This window comes from Burkholderia sp. 572 (genome assembly GCF_040545135.1).
Lineage (GTDB): Bacteria > Pseudomonadota > Gammaproteobacteria > Burkholderiales > Burkholderiaceae > Burkholderia > Burkholderia cepacia.
The window spans coordinates 91700-112501 of the sequence record NZ_JBEPLH010000022.1 but is presented as its reverse complement, the minus strand read 5'-3'; the positions used below and the strand labels follow the sequence as shown (position 1 = coordinate 112501).

Here is a 20802-nt window from a genome sequence, read left to right as displayed (position 1 = left end):
TCACGCCTCCATCACGCGTCGCAACGCTTCACCGACCCGGGCCGGGCCCGGAAAGTACGCCCACTCCTGCGCATGCGGATACGGCGTGTCCCAGCCCGTCGTGCGCTCGACCGGCGCCTCGAGGTGGTAGAAGCAATGTTCCTGGACCAGCGACACCAGTTCCGCCCCGTAACCGCAGGTGCGCGTCGCCTCGTGCACCACGACGCAGCGCCCGGTCTTGCGCACCGACGCGACGACCGTGTCGAGGTCGAGCGGCCACAGCGTGCGCAGGTCGATCACCTCCGCATCGATGCCCGTCTCCTCGGCCGCGGCGAGCGACACGTGCACCGTCGTGCCGTAGGTCAGCACCGTCACGTCGTTGCCGGGACGCACCACGGCGGCCGTATCGAGCGGCACCGTGTAGTAGCCCTCGGGCACCGCGCTCGACGGATGCTTGAGCCACGACGTGACGGGCCGGTCGTGATGGCCGTCGAACGGCCCGTTGTACAGCCGCTTCGGCTCGAGGAAGATCACCGGATCGTCGTTCTCGATCGACGCGATCAGCAGCCCTTTCGCGTCGTACGGATTCGACGGCATCACCGTGCGCAGCCCGCACACCTGCGTGAACATCGCCTCCGGGCTCTGGCTGTGCGTCTGGCCGCCGTAGATGCCGCCGCCGCAGGGCATGCGGATCGTCATCGGTGCGGTGAACTGGCCGGCGGAGCGATAGCGCAGCCGCGCGCCTTCCGACACGATCTGGTCGGAGGCCGGGTAGAAATAATCGGCAAACTGGATCTCGCACACCGGGCGCAGCCCGTATGCGCCCATCCCCACCGCCGCGCCGACGATCCCGCTTTCGGAGATCGGCGCATCGAACACGCGCGACTTCCCGTATTTGTTCTGCAATCCTTCGGTACAGCGGAACACGCCGCCGAAATAGCCCACGTCCTGCCCGAACACGACCACGTCGCTGTCGCGCCCGAGCATCACGTCCATCGCCGAGCGCAGCGCCTGGATCATCGTCATCGGCTGCGTTGCCGTGCCTGTCTCGTGTTGCGCCATGATCATGCTCCCAGTTCCTGGCGCTGACGGCGCAGGTGCGCGGGCAGCTCCTTGTAGACGTCGTCGAACATCGAGGCCGGCGACGGAATCCGGTCGTCGGCCAGCGTGCCGAATTTCTCCGCTTCCTTCTGCGCGGCGATCACCTCGGCCTCGAGCTCGGCCGTCAACGCCTCGTGCGCGCTGTCCGACCAGATGCCCTTGACGATCAGGTGGCGCTTGAAGCGTTCGACAGGATCGCCGAGCGGGAAATGGGACCAGTCGTCGCTCGGCCGGTACTTGGTCGGATCGTCCGACGTCGAATGCGCGCCCGCACGATAGGTCACCCACTCGATCAGCGTCGGGCCGAGATTGCGGCGCGCACGTTCGGCCGCCCAGCTCGATGCCGCGTAGATCGCGAGGAAGTCGTTGCCGTCGACGCGCAGCGACGCGATCCCGCAGCCGACGCCGCGCCCCGCGAACGTCGTGCCCTCGCCGCCCGCGATCGCCTGGAACGTCGAGATCGCCCACTGGTTGTTGACGACGTTCAGCACGACCGGCGCGCGGTACACATGCGCGAACGTGAGCGCGGTGTGGAAATCGGATTCGGCCGTCGCGCCGTCGCCGATCCACGCGGACGCGATCTTCGTGTCGCCCTTGATCGCCGACGCCATCGCCCAGCCGACCGCCTGGATGAACTGCGTCGCGAGGTTGCCGGAAATGGAGAAGAAGCCCGCGTCGCGGTCCGAGTACATCACGGGGAGCTGGCGGCCCTTGAGCGGGTCGCCTTCGTTCGACATCAGCTGGCAGATCATGCGCTCGAGCGGCACGTCGCGCGCGATCAGGATGCTCTGCTGGCGGTAGGTCGGGAAGCACATGTCGCCGTCGCGCAGCGCCATCGCATGCGCGGTGCCGATCGCCTCTTCGCCGAGGCTCAGCATGTAGAAGGAGATCTTCTTCTGGCGCTGCGCGATCATCATGCGCGCGTCGAAAATGCGGGTCTTGAGCATCGCGCGCAGGCCGGCGATCAGCCGCGCATCGTCGAGATCCGGTGCCCACGGGCCGACCGCCTTGCCGCTGTCGTCGAGCACGCGCACGAGGCTGCGGGCGAGATCGGCGGTGTCCGCCGCGGCAACGTCGATCGGCGGGCGGCGAACCGCACCGGCCGGCGATAGATGCAGATAGGAAAAGTCCGTCTTGCAGCCCGGGCGCCCGGTGGGCTCCGGCACATGCAGACGCAATGGCTCTGACAGGCTCATCGTGTCGTCTCCACGCTCGATTGTGTCTCACGCTGTTTGGGAACGCGCGACCGGTTGCCGGCCTGCGCGTGGGCTGACGGGCGGATAAGCACGTCAACCTTCAAAATTTATGCCCTGCGGCGACGGACGTCGATGCCCAAGCCGCTCGATCGCGGTGAGCAGATTTGCCATGACGGGCGTCGGCGCGCCATCGGCACGGCAGGCGGGGTAAACCCATGATGCGTTTGCGGCGCTGCGGTACCCGGCGCGCAGCGCCGGGGCATCGGCGCCGGCCGGATCGGCACACCCGGGCTGCATGACGACACGAAGCAAAAGACCCCGCGAAATCCTGGAGATCCGCGGGGTCTTTTGTCGTCTGTTCGGGCGTGTCAGCGCGCCCTTGGCGATCGTTGCGGCGTGCGACGGATCATGCGTCGGGGCGAAACAGGTCGAACCGGCTGTCGGGCTTGACGTGCACGTAGGCCGACGGGCCGCCCGCGCGCAGAATGATGCCGGCGCCGAACGTGTCGAAGAGGCCGTCCTTCAGCAGATCCTGCCGGATATGAACGGCGATGACCTCGCCGAGCACCAGCGACGCCGGCGTTTCCACGCCCTGGTGATCGCGCAGGCGAATCACGTCGGTCACCTTGCATTCGAAGTTGACGCCGCTTTCGGCCACGCGCGGCACGTCGACGAGACGCGACGGCACCGCGGTCAGGCCGCCCAGCTCGAACTCGTTCACGTCGTACGGCACCGCGGCACACGTCTGGTTCATCCGCTCGGCGAGCTCGCGCGTCGCGAGGTTCCATACGAACTCGCCGGTCTCCTGCACGTTGCGCAGGCTGTCCTTGGCGGCGACGCTCGAAAAACCGATGATCGGCGGACGGTAGTTGAATGCGTTGAAGAAGCTGTAGGGCGCGAGGTTGACCGTACCGTCGCTGCCGCGCGACGAGATCCAGCCGATCGGGCGCGGGCCCACGATCGCGTTCAAGGGATCATGTGCAAGGCCGTGGCCTTGCGACGGTTCGTAATAGTGGTGGGTGGAATCGGTCATGACGAGCGGTCTTGCGGGATGCAAACTGCGTTGGATTCCATCGGCGCATCACACGTGCCGATGACGGTAACGGCGTTCAGTACGACGTGCGCGGCCAGTATCACATGGCGTCGCATTCGCTGCCTCGAAGGGCCGCTGGACGCAGACGAACCGCAAGGCGGAGTCGCGCGGGTCGAACGACCGGACAAAGGCAGCGCGACAACGGCAACGTTCCACGCTCGCACCAAAAACAAAAAACCCGCGAGCGCATGGCTTCTCGCGGGCTTTCGTACCGTCGTCGAATCGCGCTGAAAGCGATCGTGGTGCCGGGGACCGGAAACCGACAGCAGCATAACTGCAATGGTTTCGGCGAAGCGTGCGTAATGAATGGGGAAAAATGGCGGGATTCGCGCCGGACCCGAACCGGCGCCCCTCTGCTACTTCGCCGCCGTCAGCGCGTCGTAGTCGCGCTCGCACTGCTGGCCGGCGATGCGGGCACGGTCAGCATACTCTGCCAGGTCGCCCGCGCGCTGGTCAGCGCGGCCGAGCACGTCGGCAAGCAGATCGAGGGCGTCGCCGGCTGCCGGGCTTCCGGCGGGAGCGGCGGGATGGCGGGCGGCTGCGACGAGCTGGTCGACGCGCTGCTGCAGGCTGCCAGCGGCAGCACGAGCAGCAAAAGCATCCGCGAGCGCGGCCGTGCGTTGTTGGTTCGCATCGTTTGCGATCTCCGATTGGGCCGCGGTGCGGCGTTGTTCTTCGGCGCGGGCCGCCGCAACGGCTTTGGCCTGGTCATTCTGCGCGGCGACGGTCGTCGCTCGCACGCCGTCGGCATGCCCCTTGAAGTAGCAGCCGCCGGCCGTGATCGCGAGCGCGACGATGAAGGCCAGCCAGAGGCGCGAGTCGAGGATCGTCATGCGGCCACCTCCCCGCCCGCCGACCGGTACGCAGCGAGCAGCCGCTCGATGTCGTTCTCGTGCTGCCCGTAGCCGGCGCCCGGCAGACTGGCCCAGACGTTCGACACCTTCGCGACAGCCTCGAGGAAGCGGCCGGCATCGATCAGCGGCAACGCGCCGTGATCGCGCAGCTGTTGCAGCGCATACCGATCCTGCGAAACCGGGCCGAAGTCGGGCAGCTTCATCTGCGCCTGGTAGATGCGCCACCAGCGGAACAGGATCTGATATCGGCCGGCCGCCGTCGACGGGACCGGGATCTGTCGGTTCAGCACGTTCGGATGCGCCGCGTAACTGGAGAACAGCAGCGGCCGCGCCGGCGTCGAGCCGACGAGCACGTTGTACCCGTCATCGGACTTCGCGAGCAGCGCGGCGCCGATCTCGCTAGCCGCGATCATGTCGAGGAAGGCCACGCGGTTCTGGCCGCCGGCCGCGACTGCGTCAATGCGCGCCATGCTTGTGCTCCTTCGTCCACCAGTAAGCCTTGCGTCCCATCACCCACAGGCACACGATCGCCGTGCCGACCGTCATCATGGTCTCGGGCAGGTCGATCACGGGCAGCATACGGATCGGCTTCAGCACGTTGACGGCGGCCGAGATGCCGACGATCGAGAAGCCGACCGTGCCCCACCAGCCTGTCGCGATTGCATCGGTGACGGCGATCCAGATGCAGAAAGCAAGGACGATGAGGTTTGCGAGAACGAAAATCGTGACCATCACGGACCTCCGAAGATGCGTCGTTTCAGGGCCCCGATGAAGTCTGCGTTGTTGATTTCTTTGAAAACCTCTTTCGTGACCGCCAGCCCGAACAGGCCGACGAGGAAACCGATGGCCTGCTGCGCGCCGCCGTCGGTGATGGCGAACCATGACACGGCGGCCGGGCCACCGTAGTACGCAATCGCGGCGCCGGACAGGAACGACACCGCTTTCTGTCGGCCGGTCAGCCCATCGCCGATGAAGCGCAGCGCGATCAGTGAGCCGACGGCTCCCGGCACGATCTTCACGAGCAGCGCGCCGGCAGCGGCCGCAATACTGGTTGTCGGTTCAGCCATGTCCGAATCGCCTTAGTAGGGGCCTTTGACATGGCCGCTGAAGTAGAACGCGTTACACACGACACGTGCTGTTTTATCCGCGAGCAGACCGGGATATCCAACAGTCGCGGTGGGATTTGCGCGCGAGCCAACAAGTGCTCCATTCACGTACACGTCGATGCTCCCGATCGATACGTCGACCTCAATCTCACCCGTCCAATCGCCGGCGCCGAAGACACCCGGAATGTAGGTATCGAGTCCGCTTCCGTTCACGAAATCACGGATAACGAGCTGTGTCCCGGCGCGAAGGACGAAGATCGCGTTCGGGCACAGGATCTCGCCCGATGCCGGAAGGTCGCGCCAGATCGCGACACCGTTCTGCACCGTGTCGGTTAGCTTCAAATTCGCAACCACGGAGTACGGCGCGCGCAGCTTCCGGGTGAAATCTCCGCACGTCCACCAGTTGCTGTTTGCGGCGCTAAGTCGCAATGTCTGTGCGCTCCCCGACAGCGCCGCCGACTTCATCAGTGCACCCCGCGTAACGTGCAGGTGTTCGCGGCCCACGAACTCAATTGCTTCGATGAACGCCTGGCCGGCCGCGTCGTTGCGGACCATGAAGAAGCGCTTTCCCTTTTTCAGTTCCGGGCAAATCAGTGTCTGGCGAACGGCGATTGCGGCATCGTGGACAACCGTTGCTTGCGGCTGGCCGCGCGAAACTACCCCACCACCCGCGTAATAGACGCCCATCTGATGCGACCCGCTCGTCCGGTAGCTGTGAATGACAGGGAACACGTCAGCCTGGACATCAACAGCGACAAGGTACGACTCACCTGCAGCAAGTTGGATCAGCCGATCACTGCCCTTTCCACCCGTCCAGTTGCCGTTACTGTTCGTACCACCCCACCCGAGCCCATCGTTCGGGTAGTACATTTCCATCGGCGAAACCTTCTTCATGCCACCGTCTCGTTTCATGAACAACGTAGCGAGTTGAAACCCGATCTCCGCGTACGCAGTCGGGGTAAGGTGCGTACCATCGGTGTACAGATCGGTGACGGTGCTAAGAATGTCGGCGGTATCAACGAAAATGCAGTTGAAGCGCGCGGCAACGCGCTGCGCAACCTGAGCGTAAGGCCGAATGTTGTTGTCCCCGTCGGGCCACATGTTGGGCGGTGGTCCGAGGATGATGACTGCGGCGCCCTTCCAGATTTCGCGAACCGCAATCATGGAAAGATTGCGAGCATATTCATCGATAGGCACGACGCCGTTACCGCCGTAATTGTTGGCGTCGTTGTGCCCGTACATGATGATCGCAACGTCAGTGCCGCTCGCGTTGTGCCAACGAATCAGACCTTCACGCGTGCTGTCGCCCGGAAAGCCGAGGTTCGTCACGAGGATATTTTTCGCGAATCCGGAAAACGTAAGCGCAAGCTGCAGGTTCTCGGGAAACGGTTGAGAGCTACGCGTCTGTGTTGCTCCGTTGATCGGCGCGCCCGTGCCAGTAGGCGACGTGTCTTGACCGTAGGTCAGCGAGTCGCCGTAACACGACGCATAGATTTGACCGCCGTTTTGCGCTTTGCTGATCAGTTGCCCGAGCCGCTTCGTTGAATCCTCAATACCCTCGACCGTAATCGGCGCGTACAGAATTCCTGGTCCCGTGAGACGAGCGCCGGATTTGAATACGAACAACGACGTCGATGTCACGTCGCGTTCAAGATAGAAGGTTTCCCCGGGGACGGTTACTTGACCGAGCGCCCCGGCCTTAGCTGATGCCCTCTCGAATGCGGTTGCATACCAGACACCGACATCATTGCGTGGGCCGTAGTCCTTTACCGATACGGTTTCCCGCATCTTGTCTTGGAATGTTCGGACAACTGCTCCTGCGCCGTCTTGTAGGAACGTGCCAAGTGCCCCTTGCGCGCCAGAGGTTATTTTTTCGGCGATGTCGCGCGCTGATCCGAACGTAGCAGCATCCGTGTCGGAAACCGGGTAGCCAAGGCTCACAATGCGGTTGTTGTTCGCGCGGTACGCTCCTGAGCCGTTCACATCGTCTCGGCCGAGCATCAGTGCACGCGACGAGACAGGATCGCCATTCCCGATCAGGTACCCCTGCCCCTGAAGTGCCATCCAGATCCGGTCGAAGTCCGCGTTGACTGTGTCGGCCAACAGGTCGCCGTTGTCCTGGTAATCCTCGCTGCGCATCAGCGCGACGCTGCGGAACAGCATGATTCTTGTGCCCGGCAGCGGAGCAGTGGCGAACGTGACCCAACCAGAATCAGCACCGATGCCAGAAATCGTGTACGAAATCGGAGACGTCACGCCATCGATTGTGACGGTCAGGTCCGCAGGATCAAGCACGCGAAACGGGAACACGTACATCGTAGAGATGCCGTTTCCGATGTACGTAGCGATGGGGCTCTGGATTGGGACAGTCACGCGGCAACCTCTCTGCGGAAGGCGCCGCGATGCGGCGCTACACTTCGAGCGTCACCTCATGGACGCCCGTTGATGGACGCCAATCGTGCCCCTCTGGGGCTGTCGGATTCCCGACTATCCGGCCAATGCGCACCGGGCTTTCGAGGATTGCGGAGGCTCCAGAATCGATGAAATCGTCAGGCTGCCGCTTCACCATCGGGTTGAAGGACTGCATCTGGTCCCACACTGGACTGTCGAGCACATCGACGTGCGCCCATAGGACGCCCGATTTCAGCGGCGGCTCGATGCCCGCGAGGATCTTCTCGTTCTTGTTGATGGTCGCCGCGATATCCTTCACACCGCACACGATCTTCCGCTGTCGCAGCGCCTTGCGCAGCAACTGCGGCACGAACGAGCCGACGCCGTTCGTTTCGACGTAGATCAGCGGGATCGCGAAGCGCTCAACCAGATCGCACACCTGCATGACCTGGCCGCCCGTGATCTTCGAATTCTCACCGCTCGAAAATTCGGCGAACTCGCCGAGCATCGCCTGCGCGACGTGCCAGTAATAGTTACCTGCCGCATCGTCGAGCACCAGAGAAAACGCCGAATCGTCGCTGCCGACCTTGCCTGTCGCGCAGTCCCAGTAGGCGCGCGCGCTGACGATGCGCGTGCCGCCGAGCATCATGCGCATTTCTCGGTTTGCTCGCTCGACGATCGGGTGCACGTCGTACGGCTTGAGCTTCGTGGGATCGAGCCGGACCTCGGTGAGCGGCTTCGCTTCGAGCTGGTACTGCGAATCCCAGTAGTTGAGCGTCCGGCACTTCTTCCGCCGCTTCTCGATGTCGTCACGCGTGAAGCGCTCTGGCCATGCACAATGCGCGTAGATGTCGATCACCATGCCGGGCGGCCGCGAGAATACGACCTCGCGCCCCTCGACACGATAGTCGACGCCCTCGCGCAACAGTCGCGCGTGCTTGAAGATGCCGGCCATCACGTACAGGCCGTCATCGCCTGGCGTGAAGTCGAACCGGTAACGCGTCTCGGAGGACGTGTCCTCGTACCGAACACCGGCCTCGAACAGCGGGATCTTCAGCGAGGCCGCGCCGGCCGCGATCAGCTCGGGATAGATCGAGTCGTGCGTGTGCGGCGTGCCGATGTACGTCTCCTGGCCGCCGGGCACGAGGATGAAGGTCGCCTCCTGAATCTTCAGCCGCAGGTTCTCGCGCGCCTCGGGCGTGCGGATGTTCTTCGGCACCTCGACGTCGTCGTAGTCGATGCTATCGGCACGTGCGGACGTCACGTTCTGGTCGACGCCGACGGCTGTCATGCTCGCGTTACGCGGGTCGTTCGCGCCGTTCACCCAGAACATCTGCGCACCTGGCTTCGTCGGCAGGATGCCAGCGCACAGCGGGTGCCGGCGCAAGACGTTGATCACGTCGCGGGTGAGCTTCTTCGACAGCGGCCCGTCGGCCGACCAGATCAGCGAGCGCAGATTTGGATCGCAGTACAGGCACCATGCCTTGAACACCGCGTAGATGGTCGACTTCGCCGCGCCGCGGAACACCTGCAGCACGCGCACCGGATCATCGCAAGTCGCGAGCCAATGGCAGACCCGGACATGCAGCAGGGGCACCTTCCAACCCTGCTGCTTCGCCCACATCAGGAAGAAGGCGAGGAACCCGACCTTACGATTTTCCATGTGCGCGCTTGTCGAACTCAGCCTTCCGCGCGCGCTGCTGCACCTGATCGAGCAGCCGCTCGGCTTCCTTCTCGGCAGCCGCGACTTCCGCGTCGAGCTCGTCCTCGGTCTCGCTCACACCGCCAGCCGCCGCCCCCTCTCCGCCCTTGCTCGCGAGCTGGATCACGCTGACCAGCGAGTGCACGCGGCCAATCAACATCACCGTCGCGGCCGCATTCTTCTTCGACCAGTACCGGTCGCCGCGCGTCGCCTTGTCCATCGTCGCCAGCGCGACACCAGCGCCCGGCCAGCCGTCCGGGTCTGCCTCATCGAGAAACACGTCGGTCAGCTTCTCCGACAGCGCCTGCAGGCGCTCGTATTGATCCTGCCGCATCATCCCCCCTGAAACGCATTATCGAGATTCGGCGCGCGTTGCGGCGCGCTCGTGCCCGGTTCCCAGAAGTAGTCATTGTGGTATTGCTGGCGCGACTTCGCCACGTTTCGCGACGTCACGCCCGGTGACAGGTTCTCGGCGATGTTGTCCCAGATCAGCCGGTTCCACACCGTTTTCCAGAACCAGAGATTCACGAGCGGCATGTTCGACTGCGCGACCTTCAGCAGGTCGGCGCCGACGTGCGTATCCTTGCCCTGTGCCGCGTCCTGCACGTTCGTCGACAGCGCGCGCAGCGGCTGGAACAGCGTCGAGAGCACCGGGCCGCCGACCGCGCTGCTCAACAGCGAGCCATAGTCGGCGCTCTGGAACGCCGCGGTGAGCATGTCGCCCGCGAAGCCGGCGCCACCGCCGACCGAGAATGCGCGCGTCCAGAAGCCGGCCGCATGCTTCACGTTGTCGGCCATGGGCTCAGGATCTTTCCCGGCGAGCAGGTTTTTCAGCTGCGTCGACAGCGCGCCGATCAGCGTCGTGCTGACGACCAGCGCCGCTGCGTAAGCAATCGGGCTTGCGAGCGTCGGCGCGCCCTCGACGCGGTAGTCGCCCGAGCGCCGCATTTCACCGATGCGCCCCCAGTGCCGCGAGATCATCGCGAGCGGGAACGACTTGAACTGCATGAACGTTTTCTGCAGTTCGCCCTGCCACGTGCCCGGCGTCGCTGCGGCGAGCACCTTCGTGCGCAGGTCAGGATTCAGCACGGCGAATTCGCCTTCGTCGCGGATCATGCCGAGCAGCTTCGGCACGACGTCGGCGGCGCGCGCGTCGCCGGTCCCGTATAGCGAGTCCGGCGTCAGGTATTTCGAGCCGTTGTACTCACCGGGCGTCGCGCGGTTCACGAGCGCCCAGTCGTCAGCCGTGATGCCTGAACGCGTCAACGAGCGGCGGTCCCACTCCGTGAGCTTGCCCCACTCGGTGCCACCGATCTCTGCGAGGCCGCGCATCATCTGCGCCTGGAACGCCGTGCGAAGCGCATCCGTCCATCCGGTGACGCCGCCGAACTTCATCGTCTGCGCCGACAGCCATTTCGCCCACGTGGTCGCAAGGTGATCCGTGCCCCACCGGTTCAGACCGTGCTCCAGCGTTTCCGCGATCAGCCCCTGCGACGTGAGCCAGCTGCGGTAATCCTTCGATCCTGGTGCCATCAGGCGCGTGGCCGTGCCGAGCGTCTTGAAGAACGGCACGCGGTTGTAACCGGCCGTGACGAACATCGTGCCGACGTCGCCGAGCGCGGCGAGGATCGTGCCCTGCAGCTTGATCGCGCTGACCGTCGTGCGCAGCGTCTCGAAGCGCCGCGCGAGCGCCGGATTTACGGGTGTGTTGGTCGCGCCCGTCACGTAATTCCAGTACGCGCCGACCGACGTCATGCCGCCTTCGAGCGTGCGCATTTCGGTGTTGTCGTGCAGCGCGGTCATTTGCATCTGCGTGCGCATGTTGCGCGTCGGGTTCGGGCCGTAGCGCTCGACCAGCGCGATATTCTTCGACATGCCGCCGACGTGGTCGATCAACGCGTTCAGCAGCGAACCCTCGCCGTACGCCCGGTTGTACTCGATGTGCGCGTCGGCGTTCTGGAAGTGCAGGACGCGATGCTGCGAACCGGCGTTCGCGCGTGCGGCGCCGCCGGTCGTCTCGCCGGGCACGATCTTGTTGACGCCGCCGTACGCGATCGTGTCCCAGACGCCCTGCTTGCGCGGCTCGACACCCATGCCGCGCGCGGCGATGTTGCGGGCTTCCCATGCCTCGCGATCCTCACCGGTCAGCACGCGGCGCAGCGCAGCGTCGTCCAGCGGATTGCCGGCGTCGTCAAGGTACTGCGAGCGGTCGAGGCGCGGCAGCACGAAGTCGGCCCACGCGTGCCGCGCGGCGTCCGAGCCGTTACCGAGGATCTTCGCCTGCGAGTGACGGATCGGCACGTAGCCATAGTCGAGCTGACCGACGTTGCCGCCCGCGCGGTTGAAGCGCTCGCGCATCGCGTTCGATGTGCTGCTGATCTGCTCGGCCGCCGCCTTCGCCACCTCGTTTCCGGTCGACCCGTCGGCGCCGCGGTAGATCTCGCGGATGATGTCGCGCTCCATCGCTGGGTTGTCGACGTCGAACGCGCGCGCGAGGAAGTTCTGCCCTTCCTTCATCGACTCGATCGCGCCCATCGTCTGCCGCATGTAGTCGGCCTTGATGCCGCCCGCCAGCTCGTACGTGCGCTCGATGTCCGATTTCACCGCCTTCTCGCGGGCGCGCTTCGCATGCGCGCGCTCCGGATCGGCATACAGAGATTCCTGAATCCGGTCGGTCGTCTCGATCTGCTTCGCGATCTGCAACTGCTTGCGGGCCTTGTCGAGGTTCGCCTCGCCCTCCAGCTGCTGCCGCGCCCAGTCGGCGCCAGCCTGCACGCGCTCTGCCTCCGTCATCGAGCGCCAGGCGGCGGGATCCTGACGCGACACGGCGCGCATGCCGGCGCGCACGCGGTTCTCGATGCCGTCGAGTTCGGCTTTCGTCAGGTCTCGGCCGGCCGCCTGAGCGACCGCCGCTGCGCATTTTGCGTGCATGAATTACTCCATCGTCCGAATGAAACAGTTCGCCGCCACCTCGAACAGCTTGGCATCGGCCATCGTCGCGGCGTGCTCGGCGTCGATCGTATCGAGTGCGTCGCGCAGAGAGCCGCGGAACTCGCCGGCCGTTGCATCGAATTCGACCTGCGCATCAGGCGTCGCAGTCGCCGCATCGCGCAGGTTCGATTCGACTGCCGTCGTCGGGCGCGCGGCAGGCTCGCCCGTGCCAGTCAGGTCGCGCACCGCAGCGGCCAGCACGTCGGCGCTCGACGGCGCGCGGGCGGCGGCCGCAGCGTTACTTGGCGAAATCGACGGCGTCTGCTCGGCAGCGGCCGCCGTCACGTCGGCGCCGCGCTGCGCTGCCTCGGCGGCGCGCACGGCCGGCGTGCGGTCAGCCTCGCGCTGTGCACGCGCGATGCTCGACACGAAATCTGCGATCGCCGTGCGACGCGTAGCCGGCGCGTCGATACCGGCGCGGGCGGTGCGCATCTGCTCGATCTGCGAGTCGAGCGTCGGCAACTGGTCGCTCGCGCGCTGCGCTTCGGCGTTCTGCCGGATCATGCCTTCCAGCCGCGCGACCTGCGCCTCGTGGTCGGCCTGCGCCGCGTCGATGCGGCGCTGTGCCTCGGCCGCCGCAGCCTTGTACTTCGAGCCCTGGTCCTGCAGTTGCCGCGTCAGTTCCTTGACGCCCTCGGGTGACGTGTCCGGCGCGTTCGCGCGCAACTGGTCGAGTTCGGCGCGCGCCTGCGCGACGGCGCCCGGCTCGGCCAGATTCGACGCCGTTGCCGCGAGATCGCCACGGTACGACTCGGCGTCGGCGATCATCCCCTCGAGCGCGTTCGCGCGCGTGACGTCGTCCGGCGCGAAGTAGCGCGAGACGTCCGGATACCCGCCGTCGTCCATCTGGCGCGCGGCCAGCTCGAAAGCGTCCTGATGCGCGGCCATGCCGTTCACGTCGTCCGGTGTGCCGAACACATAGGCGTCGTCGACAATGCGCTGCCCGCGCGCCATCAGCGCGGCGTCGACCTCCTGCGGCGACGGGTTGAAGCGGTAATCGTCGATCGCATGGTTCGCGACGTAGTCGTCGTAGCGCTTCAGATACGCTGCGGTCTCAGACTTCGACGGCGCCTTCTTGTCGAGAACTAGCGCAGCTTGATCCAGGCCACCGTCGTACTCGGCCAGTGCGGCGCGAACATTTCCGTCATACCGCTGCATCAGGTCCTTCGCATAGCGGCCTGCCGCGTCGATCGAGTTGACCGGGTCTTTTGGATCGCCATTCCCGAATGCCTTCCATGTACGCGGGATGAACTGCATCACACCCTGCGCGTTGGCCGACGAGACCTGATTGCTGTTCGACATTTCGCCGCGATTCTTGATGAACAGCAACAGCGAAGCTGGGATGTTTTCGCGCTGCGCGACCTGCACTGCGTATGCGTCGAGGATTGGCGAGTCGTACGGCAGCTGCTTGCGCACGGCTACGTCGAGCGTCGGTAGTGGTGTGGCGGGGTCGGCGGCGCGCGCCGCGCGTGCATTCATCGCCATGCCGCCGACATGCGCCGCACCGAAGACACTGGAGAGCGCGAGCGAGGCGGCGAGGTTCGTCGGATCAAGAGGGTCAATCTGATCGGCAAGGTGGTCGTAGCCGGCATTTTTCAATATCGATTTTTCGGCGACTGCCTGTGCTACTGCCATACCGGGACCGCCGACCGCGACGAGCGTCGCTGTGCGGCCTAGCGTTGTACCTGCCACGGGCAATCTCGCCCCGAGTGCCGCTACAGTTGCCTCTGCCCCACCAACGAGGGTTCGCGTCCCGACGTCAACGCCTTCTCGTTGCAATTGCTCGGCGCGAGCCATACCGATTGAGGCTGCGCCAAGGTACGGTGCAGCGGGCCCGAAGAAAGGCGCACTTCCGACTATCTGACCAATACCACTCACCGCCCCTTGCACGATCTGATCGGTTTGAGTTGTAGTAGTCGGGTTGGGCCGGAAGGTCGCGGCAAGATCGTAGAACGTGCCCCCAACGGGTGATTCGAAGAGGTGCCCGGCCTTTGCCCGCCTGATATTTTCCTGCTGGTCTGAAGCGAGAAGTGCAACAGGGTCAAACGTAAGGGATTCAGGGTCGTTTGTGAGTTGCCCAACGGCAGCGCTCGAATTCGCATAGAACGCGCCAAGATTCGCACCGGCTTCGCCAAGTCCGCGCCCAACAGCGCGTGCTATCGAGCCGACGCCGGTCGACGGCTGCGGCTTTGGTTCGGGCGGCAGTTGAACATTGCCCTGCCCGGACAGGTAGGCGGTCGTCGTGTCTTCGTAGAGAGGATCGATCGGCATATCAGCGTTTCGGTACAGGTTTCGTGAGATGGATGAGCAGCGTCGCGCCGGTTGAATCCGTGACTGCACGCGCTCCAGTCATAACGGCATACGTGCCACCAATGCCGATGCGCTGCAGCCGGTAGCTTGCGAACTGCTGCATGAACTGGTCGACGGGGATTTTCGTGCCGTTCGCGATGACGCTGTCGACCGGCCGGCCGCCGGGCTGGTTCTCGATGTTCGAGACCGACGCCGCCTTGACGCCGCCGTCGAAATCGTCATCGGACCATCCCCACGGCTTCGCGGCCATGTATCGGTCGCCGCGCGGATCGACGCCGCCGGTCTTCGACAGACCGCCGGTCGCCACGTTGACTCCGGTCAGGATGTCGGTCGAGTTCGGAACGTCGCGGCCGTTATTCCGCGCGCTCGCCACGGCGGCGAAATATGCTGTCTTGCGTGCGTCAGCAAGTTGCTGTGTCGGCAGCACGCCATCACCGATCTGCTTCGCGATCGTGGCCTGCATGCCGGTCGCGGCCGCCGAATCGACCTTCACCAGCTTGTTCGACAGTGCGTCCTGTCCGTCCAGGATGTACTGCGCAACGGGCATACCGCTCTGCATCATCAGCGGGCCGCCCGACGGATCGGCCGCACCGGCCTTCATCGCGAGCGCCGCCGCCGGGCTCTTGTCCTTCCACTGCTCAGCCAGGTCGTTGATGCGCGCGGCGTTCCCCATCGAGCGACCGAGCATCGCGAGCGCCTGCGCCTTCGTGTTCGCCGGCAGCGCGTCGACAGTCTGGAGCACGCTGCGCGCTTCGTCAGGCGTCAACAGCGACACGCGGCGGCCAGCCTTGTCCTCGACGACTGGCGCGAGCTGTGCGCGCGCCGCGAGCGACGACGCGAGCTGCGTGATGCCAGACGTGTCGATCGCGGGCACGCCGGCAATCGCACCGCGCTCCAGCGCCGCATTCCATGGGTCGCGCTTGTAAGCTTCGTCAGATGCCGTCAGGATCTGCTTCTGCTGCTTGATGGCAGCAGCTTCGATCGGATCAGTACCCGCCTGATTTTGCTTTGCCTCGTTGGCCTGCACTGCTGCGCGCATCTGCGGCACCGAAAGCGTCGAGAAACCGGCGCCGGCTGCCGCGCGCGCGATCAGCTGCTGCGCCTGAGATTCGAGCGACGTACCGCGCGTGTCCGCAATCAGCTGCTGTGTGTACTCCGGAGTAAATCGCTTGCCCTGCGACATCAGGTCGGTTCCCTGATTCACTGCCGTAACCGCGTTACGCTCGCGCGCCTGCTGCTCGCTGTTCATCTGGTTTTCCAGCGACAACCGGTTCGACACGACAGACGCGAGCACCTGATTGCGCTTGCCCGCGTCGAGCTTGCCCGCGTAGTAGCCGTCCGGCGACGTCAGATCCTTCTCCAACTGCGTGAGCGCGGCGAGGTCGCCCGTGCCGCGCGCTGCGATCGCCGCCGACTGCGCATGCGCCACGTACTGTGTGTCCTGCCAGTCCTGCGCTACTTGCATCGCACGCGGCTGCGGAATACCGGCTGCGGCCGCCGCGCTCAGATACGCCTGCTTCGTGCTCGCGACAGTCCCGTCGATGCTGGCCGGATTCGTCGCTATGCTCTTGCCGGCGGTGTCGAGCAGCGTCGCCGCGTTCGTCGCGATGAGCTGCTGCGTGTTCTTCGTCAGCGCCTCCTGCATGCCGAGCGCGACCGTGCGATCGAGACCGGCCGACTGCGTTGTCGCGATGTTCTTGTAGTGGCCGCCCGGCAGCGCGCCGATCGTCGACTCGAACGACTGCTTCTGCGCGTCGGCGACCTGCTGCTGGTAAGTCGGCTGATCGATCGCACCGCTCGCCAGCTGCTCGCCGGCCGTCTTCATCGCTGACTGCACATTCGTCGCGTGCGACTGGTATGCAACCGCGGCGTTCGTGCGCGCGAGGTCATCGTCGAGCTTCTGTTTCTGCTGGAACAGGCCGGCCGCGATCTGCGTGCCGGCATCGCCGATGCCCTGCAGTGCGCGGCCGGTAGCCGCGCCGAACGCGTTCGGGTCAGCCTGGACCGCCGGCGCGGGCTGCGCAACTGCGCTTGCCGGATCGCCGAGTGGGATTCGTGCCATGTTTCCTCCGGATTACGAGCTGGCGAGCGACTTCCAGCCGGTGATGAACTTCGACGCGCCGGACAGCACCGAGCCGAGCGCACCCATGTTGCCCGCGCGCTGCTGCTGTTGGCCGGCCGCCAACGTCATCTGCGCCTGCCCGCGCATCGCCTGCGCCTTCGTGTCGGCGCTCAGGATCGTGTTCAGCGCGTCGGTCTCGGTGTTCTGGCCGATGCGCTCGCGCACGTCGTTCGAGGTGCCGGTGCCGACGTTCACGCCCGACGCGGCGAGCGCGGCCGTCGCCTGCCCGGCCGTCGTCTGCCCCTGCTCGCGGATGCGCTTCGCCTGCTGGTAGCCGGCGGCCTGCGTCTGGTCTGCCTGCATCAGCTGCTGCTGCGCACTGAACTGCGCGGCCTGCTCGGCAGCCGTGCCCTGCTGCGCCGCGCCGCTCGCGGACGTCAGTACGGACGCGACGGCGGGCAGATACTTCGCCCCAGTGGTCACAGCACCCATGATCGAAATCGGGTCACACATGCGGCACCTCGAAAGTTATGACGGCCTCGATGAGACCGAGCGTTTTGTAGAAGCGGGCCGTCTGCTCGACGTGCACGCCAGTGGAAATGCCGAGGAACGTGTCGATCGCGCCGTGCTCGCACGCCCACTCGCGATAGGTGCGCACGAAGCGCGCGGCAAGCATCCCGCCGCGGTGCGCCGGATCGATGAACAGGCCGAAGTCGCACGCGATCCTGTCCTCGGACATCCAGTGCTCCATGACCATCGCAGCCATGACGGCGATCGGTCTGCCGTCGCGCTCGGCCATCATCAGGAAGCCGTCCTCGCTCGCAATCAGCCGCTCGAACAGCGCAACGAGCTTCGGCGCGGAGAAGCGGTAACGCCGGTAGCGCGGCGACTCGGCGGCCATCAGCTCGCCGAGTTCGACGAGCGCGGGCACATCGTCAGGAGTAGCGTTGCGGATCATGGTCAGCCCGTGTTGACGGTGAACTGGCGCAGGAGCGCGAGCACGTACCAGTCGTACGGCTGGTCCTGCGTGATGGTGATTTCGGACGATGAATCCCACCCGAATTCCGTGATGTCCTTGTCGCCGGTGAACGGCTCAGGCGGCTTGTTGAGCACGTTCTCGCCGAACTCGCGGAACGGGATGATCTGGCCGTTGACCAGGCATCGGATCGTGTTGAGCACGCGCAGGATCACGCGGCCCGTGCGCTGCTGGTTGCCCTGCGACGTGCCGAGGCCGCCGGACAGGTTCGGCGTCAGCGCGACGATCGAGCTGTCGTAGTGCAGGCCGATCTCGAATTTCTTCGCCGGCCGCGGCAGAGTCACCTGGCCGCCCGTTACCGTGAACTCGCCCATATAGACGTCGTCGGCCTTCACGTCGCACGTCTTGCCTTCCAGCGAGCCGAGATTCACCCATACCGTGCCGCCCGCGTCGCTCGTGCCGACGATCGCTGCATCGGTCTGCACGCTGGCGTCGAGTCGTTCGACGTACTGCACCGTGTTGCCGTTCACGGTGCGCTGCACGACCGCGAACAGTACATCGCCCTCGTCGCCCGGAATGCAGCACACCGACTTAAACAGGCCGTCCGTCGTGTGACGCGCGAACCCGCACACGTTCTCATCGCGGTCATAGGTCATCGACACGAGCACGCCGTCGGCGCGCAGCATCCACACGACCGGCGTCGGCTCGGCCTGAAACGCCAGATCGACGACGCCCGACTCAGTGATGTGCGCGGCGAGGCGCGTGAGATTCTGCGAGCGGAACGAATCGGTGTTGAAGTCGTATGCCATCGACCGGAGCTTCTTCGCGGCGCGCTGCGGGAAGATCAGCTCATTGCCGACGCGCACCGGGCGCGGCCGCGCGCATCCGTAGATCGACTGGCTGCGCACGTTGATGTTCGTCGGCGTGATGGCGCCGGCCGAGCCGCCGTCAACCGTGAATTCCTCGCCCTGCGTCAGCACCGTGAGGATGCGTGACGACGCCAGGTGCATGATCTGGTTCACTTGGTCGGACGCGACGTCGTACGAAAAGCCGTCGCTGTCGTTCGTGCCTGGCGTGTAGTCGTAGTAGAGGCCCGTGCCGCTCGCCCAGATCCGTTCCGGGAACCCGCCGGAGCCAGCCGCGTACAGCCGCTGCTGGTACAGACTCACCGCGCAAGGATAGCCGTCGATCGGGTTCCACATGAACGTCTTCAGCGACCAGCCGCTCGGCGAGGCCGTGATAGTGGCCGACAGCACTTTCACGATGCGGCCGTATGCTTTCGATGCGTCGACAACCTGCGTGATCTCGATCAGGCCGCCATTGATAGCCACATATGATCCGACGTCGCTCGATCGCCATGCCTGACCGACTCCGTACGCATAGAGCGCGCCGAGCACACTTCCTTCGAGCAGCGTTCCAGTGAAATTGAACGTGATGTGCGTCGCGTCCGGAACAGTCGCCACCGGGTACAAACCATCGAGGCCCGCTGACTCGAATCCAGACAGGACGAAATTTTGGCCGACCACCAGACCGTGCGGATTCACGGTCTCCAGCGTCATCGTCGTGCCCGATAGCGAGACTTTCTGAACCGCAATTGCCGGGCCATCGGCAACGAGCGTCACGGCACCGTCGACAGGCTTCGCGTTGCTCGGCGTGATCGCAACCAGAGGCGAGCCGTCGATCTTCCAACCATTGGCACCGAACGATGCCGATGTAAACGCACTCGTAATCGAAACGGTTGCACTCGTCGAACTGGCGACCGCAGTAATCTGGGCGACGCCAGCACCGGCGACGATGTTGCGGCCGACGTCGCTTGGGAGGAATGCGTCAGCTGAAGCCGATGCGCTGGCCGTGCCTAGCGCCGTCGACGACAGCACGATCGCTGCGAACGGCCGCACGCCGATCTCGTCGATCGGACCGGGATCGAACGGCGCATCGCTAATCGCCCATGCGGTTTGCAGGATGCGCACAAGCCGCTTCATCGGCATCGACGGGTGCGCGACGAACATCGTGTCGCTGCCCTGCGCATATTCCAGCTCGAAAAGCTTGTCGGCGGTCCACGGCGTCGCGATCTCGATGGGCGTCCCGGCCTGCTGGATCTGGCCGTCGACCGAATAGAAGCGCGCGTAGGATGCGCCCAGCTCGACGAAATACGCCTGCGATTTGCTGAACACGAACGGCACGAGCCGCGTCGTGCCCGTCGTCTTCGTCGCCGCCATCTGCTGGAAACCTGCCCGGCGCCGTGCGCCGCCCTCGATCTGCGGGATGGCGTTCAGCATGGTCTTCACGCCGTTCGCGTACCGATCGAGGTCGATGTGCCCTTCGAGCGGCGGAGACAGCTCGCCCGCGTTGAAATTCGACTGGATCGTGGTGACTTTCGCCATGGCTTACCGCCCCGGCGCGCGACCAGGCGCAGTCGTGTAGCTGGACAAGCGCGACTCCAGCAGCGGGAAATCGCCGATCGTCTCGGTGTCGTCGTCCTGCCCGTTGATCGCCTTGGCCTGCTTCAGCAACGTGGTGAACTCGGTCTGCGTCGTCTGAGCCATTGCTGCCGACTGCGTGATCGGATATGCAAGTCGCATCTTCATCGCGGCCGTCATCACGTCGACGAGCGTCGATTCCCACGTCGATTCGACCTCGTTCCTGAAAATGTAGACGAACGGCAACGCGTTCACGAACGCGAGGATGCGCTGTCCCTCCGCCGTGAAGTTCAGCGGGCATCGTGCACTTCCGACCTGCAACGTTTTCAGCCAGTCGGCCGGAAGCTGGAACTGATATGGGTAGTCGAATGCCGGTGCCTCGGCGAGCGGCGCGAGCACGACTCGCTTCGTGCATGAGTTCCACGGATGCGCACGAAGGACCGCATCGCGCATGTCAGGGTACAGGTTCGAGCATACCCTCGCGCGGTCCGTCGGTTCGTTGAACGAGGCGATCGGCTTGTCGCCGAGCTGAAGCAGTGCGTTCGAGCAGATCGAAATGCTGCTGGTCATGGTCGGTCCTCAAACAAAAAAGCCGGGAGCGAGCGCCCCCGGCATACTTCC

General features: G+C 65.0%; 17 protein-coding genes. All 17 read right to left on the bottom strand.

The features are described from left to right. Entirely contained in the window at positions 1–1041 is a 1041-nt protein-coding gene (locus ABIC51_RS32315; protein ID WP_034195800.1) for an alpha-ketoacid dehydrogenase subunit beta, read from the bottom strand. A gap of 2 nt (positions 1042–1043) precedes the next feature. Further along, positions 1044–2276 carry a 3-methyl-2-oxobutanoate dehydrogenase (2-methylpropanoyl-transferring) subunit alpha gene (locus ABIC51_RS32310; protein ID WP_027787930.1) on the bottom strand — a complete coding sequence of 411 codons (1233 nt, stop codon included), beginning with the start codon at positions 2274–2276 and terminating at the stop codon, positions 1044–1046. Between the two features lie 406 nt (positions 2277–2682). Further along, on the bottom strand, positions 2683–3309 hold the full coding sequence (locus ABIC51_RS32305) for a flavin reductase family protein (RefSeq protein WP_060196163.1): 627 nt from the start codon (positions 3307–3309) through the stop codon (positions 2683–2685). Between the two features lie 416 nt (positions 3310–3725). Beyond that, a complete protein-coding gene (locus tag ABIC51_RS32300) occupies positions 3726–4202 on the bottom strand; it encodes a DUF2514 family protein (RefSeq protein ID WP_354006820.1) in 477 nt (158 codons plus the stop codon). After that, the gene (locus tag ABIC51_RS32295; RefSeq protein ID WP_354006819.1) at positions 4199–4693 is read right to left on the bottom strand and encodes a glycoside hydrolase family 24 protein; all 495 of its coding nucleotides are present in this window, start codon (positions 4691–4693) and stop codon (positions 4199–4201) included. Before ABIC51_RS32295 ends, ABIC51_RS32300 begins: the two co-directional genes overlap by 4 nt. After that, positions 4680–4955, bottom strand: coding sequence for a holin (locus ABIC51_RS32290; RefSeq protein WP_233634500.1), 276 nt, complete (start codon positions 4953–4955; stop codon positions 4680–4682). Before ABIC51_RS32290 ends, ABIC51_RS32295 begins: the two co-directional genes overlap by 14 nt. Further along, positions 4955–5290, bottom strand: a complete 336-nt coding sequence (locus ABIC51_RS32285; RefSeq protein WP_354006818.1) for a holin — start codon at positions 5288–5290, stop codon at positions 4955–4957. Before ABIC51_RS32285 ends, ABIC51_RS32290 begins: the two co-directional genes overlap by 1 nt. Positions 5291–5302: 12 nt before the next feature. Next, positions 5303–7645: an SGNH/GDSL hydrolase family protein gene (locus tag ABIC51_RS32280; RefSeq protein ID WP_354006817.1), complete on the bottom strand. Its 2343-nt coding sequence runs from the start codon at positions 7643–7645 to the stop codon at positions 5303–5305. A gap of 94 nt (positions 7646–7739) precedes the next feature. Then, positions 7740–9383, bottom strand: a complete 1644-nt coding sequence (gene terL / locus ABIC51_RS32275; protein WP_354006816.1) for a phage terminase large subunit — start codon at positions 9381–9383, stop codon at positions 7740–7742. Beyond that, on the bottom strand, positions 9370–9756 hold the full coding sequence (locus tag ABIC51_RS32270; RefSeq protein ID WP_354006815.1) for a hypothetical protein: 387 nt from the start codon (positions 9754–9756) through the stop codon (positions 9370–9372). The genes terL and ABIC51_RS32270 overlap by 14 nt, the downstream gene beginning before the upstream one ends. Continuing rightward, positions 9756–12353, bottom strand: coding sequence for a hypothetical protein (locus tag ABIC51_RS32265; protein WP_354006814.1), 2598 nt, complete (start codon positions 12351–12353; stop codon positions 9756–9758). Before ABIC51_RS32265 ends, ABIC51_RS32270 begins: the two co-directional genes overlap by 1 nt. A 3-nt stretch (positions 12354–12356) precedes the next feature. Beyond that, the gene (locus tag ABIC51_RS32260) at positions 12357–14684 is read right to left on the bottom strand and encodes a lytic transglycosylase domain-containing protein (RefSeq protein ID WP_354006813.1); all 2328 of its coding nucleotides are present in this window, start codon (positions 14682–14684) and stop codon (positions 12357–12359) included. A 1-nt stretch (position 14685) separates the two neighbouring features. Further along, positions 14686–16785 (bottom strand): hypothetical protein, encoded by a 2100-nt coding sequence (locus tag ABIC51_RS32255; RefSeq protein ID WP_354006812.1) that lies wholly within the window; start codon positions 16783–16785, stop codon positions 14686–14688. A 12-nt stretch (positions 16786–16797) separates the two neighbouring features. Next, entirely contained in the window at positions 16798–17277 is a 480-nt protein-coding gene (locus tag ABIC51_RS32250) for a hypothetical protein (protein ID WP_354006811.1), read from the bottom strand. A gap of 13 nt (positions 17278–17290) precedes the next feature. Then, on the bottom strand, positions 17291–17743 hold the full coding sequence (locus ABIC51_RS32245; RefSeq protein ID WP_354006810.1) for a GNAT family N-acetyltransferase: 453 nt from the start codon (positions 17741–17743) through the stop codon (positions 17291–17293). Between the two features lie 2 nt (positions 17744–17745). Further along, positions 17746–20145, bottom strand: a complete 2400-nt coding sequence (locus tag ABIC51_RS32240) for a phage tail protein (protein ID WP_354006809.1) — start codon at positions 20143–20145, stop codon at positions 17746–17748. A gap of 3 nt (positions 20146–20148) precedes the next feature. Continuing rightward, complete coding sequence (locus ABIC51_RS32235) at positions 20149–20751, bottom strand: phage connector family protein (RefSeq protein ID WP_354006808.1); 603 nt, start codon at positions 20749–20751, stop codon at positions 20149–20151. Positions 20752–20802 lie beyond the last annotated feature (51 nt).

Bases quoted from the DNA above. Each gene is read 5' to 3' on its own strand.
- ABIC51_RS32265 (WP_354006814.1), bottom strand. From the start codon at position 12,353: ATGCACGCAAAATGCGCAGCGGCGGTCGCTCAGGCGGCCGGCCGAGAC.
- ABIC51_RS32260 (WP_354006813.1), bottom strand. From the start codon at position 14,684: ATGCCGATCGATCCTCTCTACGAAGACACGACGACCGCCTACCTGTCC.
- ABIC51_RS32245 (WP_354006810.1), bottom strand. From the start codon at position 17,743: ATGATCCGCAACGCTACTCCTGACGATGTGCCCGCGCTCGTCGAACTC.
- ABIC51_RS32290 (WP_233634500.1), bottom strand. From the start codon at position 4,955: ATGGTCACGATTTTCGTTCTCGCAAACCTCATCGTCCTTGCTTTCTGC.
- ABIC51_RS32285 (WP_354006818.1), bottom strand. From the start codon at position 5,290: ATGGCTGAACCGACAACCAGTATTGCGGCCGCTGCCGGCGCGCTGCTC.
- ABIC51_RS32295 (WP_354006819.1), bottom strand. From the start codon at position 4,693: ATGGCGCGCATTGACGCAGTCGCGGCCGGCGGCCAGAACCGCGTGGCC.
- ABIC51_RS32310 (WP_027787930.1), bottom strand. From the start codon at position 2,276: ATGAGCCTGTCAGAGCCATTGCGTCTGCATGTGCCGGAGCCCACCGGG.
- terL (WP_354006816.1), bottom strand. From the start codon at position 9,383: ATGGAAAATCGTAAGGTCGGGTTCCTCGCCTTCTTCCTGATGTGGGCG.
- ABIC51_RS32305 (WP_060196163.1), bottom strand. From the start codon at position 3,309: ATGACCGATTCCACCCACCACTATTACGAACCGTCGCAAGGCCACGGC.
- ABIC51_RS32240 (WP_354006809.1), bottom strand. From the start codon at position 20,145: ATGGCGAAAGTCACCACGATCCAGTCGAATTTCAACGCGGGCGAGCTG.
- ABIC51_RS32235 (WP_354006808.1), bottom strand. From the start codon at position 20,751: ATGACCAGCAGCATTTCGATCTGCTCGAACGCACTGCTTCAGCTCGGC.
- ABIC51_RS32300 (WP_354006820.1), bottom strand. From the start codon at position 4,202: ATGACGATCCTCGACTCGCGCCTCTGGCTGGCCTTCATCGTCGCGCTC.
- ABIC51_RS32270 (WP_354006815.1), bottom strand. From the start codon at position 9,756: ATGCGGCAGGATCAATACGAGCGCCTGCAGGCGCTGTCGGAGAAGCTG.
- ABIC51_RS32250 (WP_354006811.1), bottom strand. From the start codon at position 17,277: ATGGGTGCTGTGACCACTGGGGCGAAGTATCTGCCCGCCGTCGCGTCC.
- ABIC51_RS32255 (WP_354006812.1), bottom strand. From the start codon at position 16,785: ATGGCACGAATCCCACTCGGCGATCCGGCAAGCGCAGTTGCGCAGCCC.
- ABIC51_RS32280 (WP_354006817.1), bottom strand. From the start codon at position 7,645: ATGTACGTGTTCCCGTTTCGCGTGCTTGATCCTGCGGACCTGACCGTC.
- ABIC51_RS32315 (WP_034195800.1), bottom strand. From the start codon at position 1,041: ATGGCGCAACACGAGACAGGCACGGCAACGCAGCCGATGACGATGATC.